Source organism: Prosthecobacter sp. (assembly GCF_044373815.1).
Lineage (GTDB): Bacteria > Verrucomicrobiota > Verrucomicrobiia > Verrucomicrobiales > Verrucomicrobiaceae > Prosthecobacter.
Genome location: NZ_JBIPNG010000323.1, coordinates 1 through 7,659, shown reverse-complemented (window position 1 = coordinate 7,659; position 7,659 = coordinate 1). Strand labels below are relative to the sequence as shown.

Annotated in this window: 3 protein-coding genes; all 3 read right to left on the bottom strand. The window is 61.8% G+C overall.

All coding sequences use genetic code 11. The features are described 5' to 3' along the window. Positions 1–2,427 (bottom strand): PSD1 and planctomycete cytochrome C domain-containing protein (locus ACIREA_RS21890; protein WP_397384487.1); only part of this gene is annotated, 2,427 nt, incomplete at its 3' end. Between the two features lie 542 nt (positions 2,428–2,969). Next, on the bottom strand, positions 2,970–7,280 hold the full coding sequence (locus ACIREA_RS21885) for a PVC-type heme-binding CxxCH protein (RefSeq protein WP_397384486.1): 4,311 nt from the start codon (positions 7,278–7,280) through the stop codon (positions 2,970–2,972). Between the two features lie 10 nt (positions 7,281–7,290). After that, positions 7,291–7,659 (bottom strand): DUF1585 domain-containing protein (locus ACIREA_RS21880; RefSeq protein ID WP_397384485.1); only part of this gene is annotated, 369 nt, incomplete at its 5' end.

The window sequence follows — 7,659 nt, the reverse complement described above, 5'->3', positions numbered from 1 at the left end:
GCTGGCCAGTTGATAAGTCTGCGAGCGCATGATGAGTCGATGCAGCGCCTTCACCGACCCGCCAGAAGCAATGAACTCCGACGTGAGCCAGTCGAGCAATTCGGGATGACTTGGCGGGTCGCCACGCAAGCCGAAGTCACTCGGTGTTGTCACGAGTCCTTGGCCGAAGTGCCACTGCCAGACGCGGTTCACGAACACACGCGCCGTCAGCGGATTCGAGGAACGCGTGAGCCAGTTGGCCAGCTCCAGCCGACCGCTGCCGAGTTCATCCGCAGGGAGTTTGTCACCGCCGAGGATGTCGATGAAACGACGCGGCACTTCATCGCCGAGCTTGTCGGGCTCACCGCGCAGTTGGATGCGGACATTGACCGGCTTGTCCTCACTCACGCCATAGGCCACGGGATAGAGTTCCTTCGCAGCCTCGGCATCGCGGAGCTTTGTTGTGGCGGCAAGGTCGTCGTTGAGAATCTTGAGTCGGGCCGCCAAGTCCGCTGGTTCTGCGGGACCGATGACAGGGCCGCTGCCGGGCTCGCCAAAGGCTGTCTCTTGCAAGCCGAGATTGTCGAGATCGTGCTCCGGCACTGGCCCGCTGACATGGCCGATAGCATCGCAAATGAAGGTGTCAGCAACGCCATCCCAAGTCGTGCCAAGCACCTTGTCCTTGAACTCCGTCAAGTCACCGACGGTGCCGACAACGCCCGAGTAAGTCTTCTTCGCGGCATCGAGCGTGAGCCGCAGCGTCTGCCAGGTGCCGGGCATGAGCTTGCGAATCACCTCCCACTTCGTGCCATCGCGAATGGCGATCTCAGATGCCGTCACGCTGACTTCCACCGCCACCGACTGCACTACGCCCCGACCAAGATAGAAGCGATAGGCACCCGTCTTGTCGGTCGGTGCCACAGTGCGGAAGTCGATGGTGAAATGCATCTGCTTGCCAGGCGTGGCGCGCAGCCCGTTGGCGAAGACATAACGCAAGCCATCGTTCGCCTTGCCAGTGCCGATCCGCACGCCGCGCGTGCCAGCCGTATGCACATGAGCGAAGGGACTCTGCGCCTCGGCCATGAGCAAGTTCGGACCCGCCGAGAACCAAGGCGCGGCGGGCGGCTTGCCGATGGTTTGGGCTTCGAGACCGAGGTCCAACCCTTTGCCATCCAGCGCGGCGCGTTGCTGTTTCAATCGAGCCAGCGCCGCATCGAGCCGCGCAAGTTCAGCGTCCCTGACCTTGTCGAGCCGAGCCGCTTCGTCCGGCGCAATCAGAGGCACAAACTGCGAAGGACGCTTCTGTTCCTCACCGCCGGGGAACGTCCACTTCGTGCTCTGAAAAATGCCGTAGAGCGCATAGTAGTCGGCAGCGCTTACGGGATCGAACTTGTGATCATGGCAGCGCGCACAGCCAAGCGACAGGCCGAGCAATGAGCGCCCCACTGAGTCAATCGCATCAGCGAAATCCAGGTGCTGGTAATCGGGCGATGGCTTGTAGCCGTAGCGCTTGCCAATCGCCAGGAAGCCAGTGGCCGTGACTCGGTTGGCATATTGTTCCGGCGGTCCTTTGGTCGCAAGAATGTCGCCCGCGATCTGCTCGCGGATGAAGTCGTTGAACGGCTGGTCGGCATTGAAGGCATTGATGACCCAGTCGCGATACTTGATCGCCTCGCGCACCGGGTAGTCCGCGCCATCGCCTGCCGTGTCGGCATAGCGCGCGACATCAAGCCAATGCCGTCCCCAGCGTTCGCCATAGGCCGAACTGGCGAGCAGACGATCCACCAAATGGCCAAAGGCATTCGGCGAGGTGTCATGCAGAAACGCGTCAATCTCCGTCGGCGTGGGCGGCAGGCCGGTGAGGTCGAATGTCGCACGGCGGATCAAGGTCCGCCGGTCGGCTGGCCCATTGGGTTGCAGCCCCTGTTGCTGAAGCTTGGCCAGCACAAACTGGTCGAGTGGCTGCTGGGCATTGCCAGCCAGCGTCGGCGGCTGCGGATGGGCAACCGGCTGAAAGGCCCAGTGCTTTCGTGCTGCCACCACATCCACCACGTTCGAGACCGCATTGCCTTCACGCGGATCAGGCGCGCCCATCCTCACCCACTGCTCCAGTGCCGCGATCTCCTCAGTCTCGAGCACGTGCTTCGGAGGCATTTGTAGCTCCTTGTCCGTGCGCCGCACTGCCTTGATGAGCAGGCTGTTCTCCACATCACCCGGCTTGATGACCGCGCCATGATCGCCGCCCTTCTGCCAGCCTGCCTTGGAATCCAAGCGCAGGCCGTTCTCCTGTTTCTTCTCGCCGTGGCACTTCTGGCATTGCTGAATGAAGAGCGGTCGAATCTTTGCCTCAAACAACGTCACTTCACCCACCGCTGATGCAGCATGAGCCATCGCGCTCCAGCAGAGCACAAGGCCAGCGGCTTTCCGATATGGGAAGGTGGATGGCATAGTCGAGTCGGTTTCAAATGCAGGCAGGTTGAAACATACGACGAGAAGCTGGCCGTTCTTCTGCTGGGAAATTGCTTTTGAGGGGTTCGCGTCGAGTTGATCCTGGACGTGGAGCGGGGACGGGGTGCGACTGTGAGTGAAGCCTCCATGCGTCGGGAGCTGTTCGCCCTCCATCTCCCCAACCCAGATCGGGTGACGGCTGATTACGCAGTTCTTGCGGAGCTATCACGCGGACTCAGCGGTGGGGACATCTTGAACATCTGCGTGAACGCGATTCATGCAGGGAGTGTGGATGCTGATTCGGCGAAGTGGTTGGTGACGCAGGAGCTTCTGGAGCGGGAGATTGCGAAGGTGAGAAAGGCCAAGGCGGAGCACTCGGGGGAGAAGGGGAGGCGCCGGAGGAGGATTGGGTTTTGTGAAAGGTGATGTGAGTTCGTTTGCAGTCTCTTTCATCACGACGATTCGCGGATGCGCTCGGCGTAGTCGTGGGCGTCGTGGTTGTCCGGCGCGGTGGGCATGGAGGTTCATCCTGGAAACTGCAATTATTTCCCGAGTTCGGAGAGGTAGCGGATCAAGTCGGCGACTTGCTGCGGGCTCAGCGTGGCAGTCAGTCCATCGGGCATGACGGTGCCGCCGGTTTTGATGCTTTGGGTTTCGTTGCGCGGGATGGATTTCACCGTGCCGGTGGTCATGTCGCGGATGGCGATGGCTTCTGCGGTTTCGGTTTGCTTGAAGCCAGTGATGACTGTGCCGTCTTTCATCGTGATGGTGGAGGCTTCGTAGCCTTCCTTTACGTTGAGCGCGGGCCAGATGACTTCGGTGACGATCATGTCCAGGGGCAGGCCACGTGAGATGCTGCTGAGATCGGGGCCAATCTTGCTCTGCGGTGCGCCGGGAATGTGGCAGGCGATGCAGCCTGATTGTTCATAGACTTTCTTGCCTTCGGCTGCGTTGCCGATGCTCGCGGCGCTGGTGACGATCTTCGCGATGGTGTCCTTAGTGTAAGCAGGCAGCGCGGCATTGATACCGGCGAGCTTCATGAGAAGCGGTGAGATTTTACCATCGCTCAGGCCGATGACGTTCAGGGCCTGCAACGTTAGCTTCGCGGCGTCGGGCGGCAGGACGTTCGGCTTCTTCAAGGCGTACTCCAGCGCGGTGCGGCCCTCTTTTTGTGAAAAGAGCGCGGTGAGGAGCGGTTTGGCGTCTTGCGGGGTTTTCAGTTCCCGCAGCCGGGCGAGGACGTGTTGCGCCACTTCATCGGGACTCACGCCGAGCAGCGCGGTGAGCGCGTGCGGCAGGTTTTGCTCGAAGGCGAGATTGCGGAGCTGTGGCACGTAGGCCGCGACTTTCCACAGCCCGGCTAGGCGCACGCCTTGGGCGCGGAGTTCGGGGTGGGTGGAGTCAAAGAGCGGTGTGAGGAGTTTATCCGCGTCTGCGGGACGCTCGGAGCGCAGCGCACCGAGCACGCGGGCGTCGCTGCTCGCTCGCTCGAAGATGAACGGCACATCACCCGCGCTGGCGATGCCTGCGAAGGCGATGAGCCAGCGTTGCAGCCGTGTGGGATCACCTGCGGACTTGGCGATCTGGGTGCGCATGATTTCGGCGGCTTTGGCGCTGGTGCTCGGGCGCTTCTCATCATCGAACTCGCGGGCGAGCAGGTCGCCGACGTTGTTTTCCACCCAGCCGTTTTGCAGGGCAAAGATGAGGTGCTCGTCCTGGTCGAAGCTGAGCTTGCCCGAGGCGATTGGCCCGGACCAGAGTGGGTTCGTGGCGTGCAGGGTTTTGGTGAGCGCGTGGCGGTGGTAGGCGTTGAAATCCTTGTCCAGCGCGCGGGCAGCGACGACGGCGGCGCGCGGATCGTTCACGTAGCTGCCGGCGACGATGGCTTCGAGGCGGACGAGCGCGTCCTCGTCGGTGATTTGCACTTCTAGAAGCTTCAGCGCGTCCGGCAGATGGCCGTCGCGCGCCCAGGTGCCGATGACCCGCGTAGCATAGGCGCGAATGCGGGTGTCGGCGGAGCGCAGCAACTCGGCGAGCAAGGCAGGGCGCGTCGTCTCGTGGGCCTCGTAAAGCGAGAGCGCGAGCAAGCGGCGGTAGTCGTTGCCTTGTTGTTTCGGCAGCCATGCATTGAGCGCGGCGATGACTTCCTTGGTGTCGCGTTCGATGAGGAGGCGCTTCGATTGATACCAGGCCCAGCGTTCCTTGGAGTCGAGTTGTTCGAGCAACTCGGGCACGCTCGCACCTGCGAGCTTGGCAGGCGAGACTTTCTTCCCGCCTTTCCATGTCACGCGCCAGATGCGGCCGTGTTCCTTGTCACGGTCAGGATGCCGATAGCTGGCCTGATAGTGGCCGATGATGGGGTTATACCAATCGGTGACATACATCGCGCCGTCCGGTCCCATGCGCACCTCGATGGGGCGAAAGACGGTGCTGCGTGACTTGATGATGCTCGGCAGTTGCATGGATTTGAACATGCCGTTCTCCAGCTTCAGCTCATGCTGCTCCAGCACGTTGGCGTAGTAGCCGCCGATGATCATGCGGCCCTGCATTTCCGCTGGGAAATGACTGCTGTGCAGGAACTCCTGGCCCACCTGCTTGATCGGTGCCTGGAAGAGATTCATCGCGCCCGCATTCACCGCGAGCACCGAGCGCACGAGGCCCGGGGTCGAAAACCAACTGCCGACATTCGCACCGCTCTTGTGAAACGGCTGACCGAACTCGCTCGTCACCACGCCCCAGCAGTTCGCACCGGCGGAGGAGAACTGGAAGAACGGATCGAGATGCCCGGTTCGCGGACGCCAGCGCCACACGCCGGAACGGTTCAGCGTCTCCACGCCTTCAGGTGTCTCGACGCGTGAGTAGATGTGGTGCCCCTGCGTGAACCACAGCTCGCCGCCGAAGCCCCAGTTCAGCCCGTTGAGATTTTGATGCGAGTCGCCGGTGCCGAAGCCACCGAGCACGATGCACCGAGTGTCGGCTTTGCCATCGCCATCGGTGTCCTTGAGGTGGAGTAACTCCGTGCCCTGAGCGACGTAGAGGCCGCCATCACCCAGCTCGATGCCGGTGGGCATGAATAGGCCCTCGGTGAATTTTGTGAACTTGTCGGCCTTGCCATCGCCGTCGGTGTCTTCGCACACGAGCACATAGTCGTTCGCCTTCTCGCCCGGCTTGATCTGCGGATAGCTCGCCGCACAAGCGACCCAAAGCCGCCCGCGCTCATCCCAGCGCATTTGGACTGGCTTCACGATGCCGTCCGACTCCGAGGCGAAGAGATTCACTTCATAGCCGTCGAGGATTTGAAACTGCGCCTTCTCTTCATCAGGCGAAAGTGGCCTGGCGCTCGGTGCTTCGACTGGAATGGAGGAACGGACGCCGATGGGCGTTGTCGGTTTACCCGCGAGTGCGGCCCAGATGTTTTCGTCGGCCTGCTTCAGCAGCGGCAGGAAGTCGTCGATTTCCTGCGGAAAGATGCGCTTGTCGCGGTTGCGCCAGTCCTTCGAGTAAGGCACGCCGCTGCGGTCACCGGCGAGGAAGGCCCAGTTCATCGGCCGCCAGTAGTCGAACCACAGCCGTTCCATCTCCAGCACCTCGCGGCGCATGGCTTCGTTTTCCACCGACGCAACGCCGAGCTCTTCCGCGACGCGACATGCAACGAAGCGATGGCCCGTGTCATTGAGTTGATAACCGTTGTCGGTGAGCGCGCCGCGATTCTCGTCGGCCTTGTCGATCTCGATGAAGTGGAGCTTAAGCTTCGCCGCGAGATCGCGAATGGCCTTCGTGTAAGCCGCGAGGCTTTCGTTCCGCGCCGCAAGCTTGCCCTCGAATGCCACCGGTGCGACCAGAGCCACGCGCCGTCCTTCCTCGGCAAGTTCCGCGATCAGCTTTTCATACGCCGTGATGAACTGCGGCAGCTTCGCCACGCCCGCGAGCGATTCCATTTGCCCAAACTGCGCGAGCACCACCGTCGCACCCGCATCTCGGAGCTGCTGCCGCCACTCGCGCTGCTGCCGCCAACTGCTCGTGGAACTCGCCGCGCCTGCATCGCGCCATTGCTCAAAGACCGTGTCGCCCTCCCAGCCAAAGTTGCGCACCTTGATCTGTCCTGCTGGTTTCGCCGCGATGAGGTGCGTCTGGAGATAGCCATTGAAGCGCGTGCGCTCCATGTTCGAGCCGCCCGTCAGCGCGATGACATCGTGATCCTGCAAGTTGTTCGCGCTCTTCAATTCCGTCGCGGGCAGCTCATTGATCGTGATGTCCTTGTAGCCCACCACCGAAGTCGCGTTGCCGTGGATCTGCACCGCGATGATACCGGTCGCATCAATGCCGGGATCGGTCTCGGTGAAGTCCACCGTCTGCACGCCATTGAGCCAGATTTGAATGCGCGGCCCTTCGGCGCGAATGCGGTAGTCGTTCCACTTACCGAGCGGCTTCCGCGCCTTATCCAGCACCTCCTTCGATGGACGCGCGAGTACCTTCCGACGACGGCTCTCATCGTAGAGCGCCCCGTCGTAACCCGCGCCGAGGTCCGCTTGATAGCCTGACACCTCGTGCGAGCCCGGAATGCGCTTCGTGCGGAACTGCACGCCGCCATTCACGAAGCCCTTCGTGCCATCCAGCTTCCATTTCAGCGTCAGCTCGAAATTCGCGAACTGCTTTGTCGTCGCGAGAAAATCATTCTCCGCCTGCGGCTTCTCCAGCGTGCCCGCGACGAGCGCGCCGTCCTCGATGCGCCAGGTATTCTTCGTATCGCCCTCCCATCCGGTGAAGGTCTTCCCATCGAAGAGCGGTGTGTCCGCAGCGTGAGCGAATGCTGCGAAAGCGAGCGTGGTGAGGAAGGGGAGTGTGCGTTTCATGATGATGTTCTTACTTCGTGAGGAACAGATCGCTCTGCACGATGGCGTCGATGAGGAAGCGAAGGCCGTAGTTGCTTGGTTTGGTTTGCGCGAGGATGCGGGTGATTTCGCGGCGATCAGAGTAGTGGGGCTCGGAGCCGGTGGCATACATGAGGAGTTGGCGGACCATGTTTGCGGCGAGGGCGTCGGGGTTGCGCAGGACGAGAGCCTGGAAGTCGGCGAGACTCTGGAAGGGCTCGCCAGTGGGAAGCTGGCCGGAGGCATCGACGGGCTGATTGAGGCGGACGCGTGGGTTCCAGCCGGAGGCAAAATTGAATGAGACCTGCATGTTGCCCGCACTCAACGAGCGGTAGCGTTCGCGGAAGCCGCCGATGACATC

What these genes read in the sequence shown, in the direction of transcription:
- ACIREA_RS21885 (WP_397384486.1), bottom strand. Translation starts at nt 7,280, where the DNA reads ATGAAACGCACACTCCCCTTCCTCACCACGCTCGCTTTCGCAGCATTC.